The sequence below is a fragment of the Ruegeria sp. YTSA072 genome (assembly GCF_059610285.1).
On the sequence record NZ_JBXWNI010000036.1, the window covers coordinates 1 to 1,707 of the forward strand.

Sequence of the window (1,707 nt, forward strand, 5' to 3'; positions counted from 1 at the left end):
TATGACAATTCGACACCCTTCACGTTCACGAAGAACGGTATCTACTACTTTGAAAGAAGGGTCCCTAGTGACCTTCAAAAGTACTATTCGACCAGAAAGATTACTTACTCGCTGCGAACTCGGTCAGCTCATGTAGCAAATGCCAGGGCGAGCAGGGCGGCGAGCCAGCTAGATGAATACTGGTATCATCTCCGGGTTAGCAACGTACAATTACCAGGAAAGGACAAGCTTCGATTCTCCTATGATGTAGTCTGCAATGATCAGCACACGTCTGTGGAGACTGTGACACTCTCCGAGGCTGTGGGAGTTTATCTTCGACTTAGAGGTGTCGACCGACCCATTACGTTTACCAGAGCCGCCGAACGGGCCTGCGGCTACCTGATGGACATCGCTGGCGACAAAGACCTCTGCGCCTACACTAAGAAAGATGCTAACGCTCTTCGTGATGCCTTGCTCGAACGCGGATTGTCAGGCAGCAGCATAACCCGCATTTTCGGGACAGTTAGATCTGTCACCAACTTTGTGGCGAGTGAAATGGGCATCTCAACTGTGAACCCTTTTGGGGGAGTTTATTTCGACCGCCAAGCTGGGGTGCAGGAGCGACAACCTCTGCCAAACGATACGATCCGAGCAGTACAGGCTGAATGCCTACGACTTGACGACGAACTCAGATGGCTTGTTGCACTCGTGTCGGACAGTGGCCTCAGGCTCGCAGAGGCTGCAGGTCTGACGCTTAATGACCTAGTAGTTGACGGCCCAAGTCAAAAGTTGATCGTGCAAGAACACCCTTGGAGACGTCTCAAGACCCCGGGCAGCAAGCGTGAGATTCCACTGGTCGGAATGGCTTTATGGGCGGCAAAACGCATTCATAGCGTTGGTACAGATGACCTGTATGCTTTCCCACGTTACAACGGTTCCCGTTTGACTAACGCTAATTCGGCGAGCGCGGCTTTGAATAAATGGCTCAAACCGTTGGTACCGAAGCAGTGTACGATGCACAGCTTTCGACATTCGATGCGGGATAGACTGCGAGCGGTCGAGTGTCCGTCTGATATCGTTGATCAGGTAGGTGGTTGGCAAACTGGCGGTACAGGCCAATCATACGGTAAAGGCTACCCGCTCGAAGTATTGCACCGCTGGATGGTTAAGATCGTTTGATAATCAAACATGTGATCTTCACCGATCAACCTTTTTCGCCGACTGCTTCAGATGGGTGATTGGGCCTAATCGGTAGCCGTTTGGCCTTACCCTGGAGCTGTAACTCCTCACCAATACTGTCGAATAAGCATGAGCAAGTTCGCCAGAGCGCCTCCGGTCGTGCTCTGGCGAACGCTCCTACAACGATGTATCGAGCGGGTAAGTAGTTTGGTCCAATAAGTGCTATCACTTCTTGATCTTGATCCGTCAGTTCCAGCCCAAGCTCTGTGGCCTTCACGGCCAAGCGCTCCATTTTGTGCCCAACGTTCTTGATGTCGGCAACGCTCAAGCCCTTTGACCGTAGGTATGCCTTTAAGAAAAGTTCGATAGCGTGAAAATAGAGGTAATTCACCGGAGCGTCGGGGTGTGTGGCGCCTACATTTGAGCCTTGAAGAACAGAGGCCGAAGCCCAATAGGAGTGCGCGTAGTTGAATAAACCAATCGCGGTCGTTCGTTCGTCATTCGTCATGTATTTGGGACTTCTAAGAGTGTTGGAATCAGATTTTTAGC

The 1,707-nt window shown here is 51.3% G+C and carries 2 protein-coding genes; one reads left to right on the forward strand and one right to left on the reverse strand.

What is annotated here, in order from left to right; translation table 11 throughout:
• On the forward strand, positions 1-1,158 hold a 1,158-nt coding region (locus AC2FIB_RS22440), incomplete at its 5' end, for a DUF6538 domain-containing protein (RefSeq protein ID WP_496842727.1).
• A 25-nt stretch (positions 1,159-1,183) separates the two neighbouring features.
• On the opposite strand, the gene AC2FIB_RS22445 is transcribed toward AC2FIB_RS22440, so the two are convergent.
• Positions 1,184-1,666 carry a HEPN domain-containing protein gene (locus tag AC2FIB_RS22445; RefSeq protein ID WP_496842728.1) on the reverse strand — a complete coding sequence of 161 codons (483 nt, stop codon included), beginning with the start codon at positions 1,664-1,666 and terminating at the stop codon, positions 1,184-1,186.
• Between the last annotated feature and the right edge of the window lie 41 nt (positions 1,667-1,707).

Coding starts and splice junctions, on each gene's coding strand:
- AC2FIB_RS22445 (WP_496842728.1), bottom strand. CDS start 1,666: ATGACGAATGACGAACGAACGACCGCGATTGGTTTATTCAACTACGCG.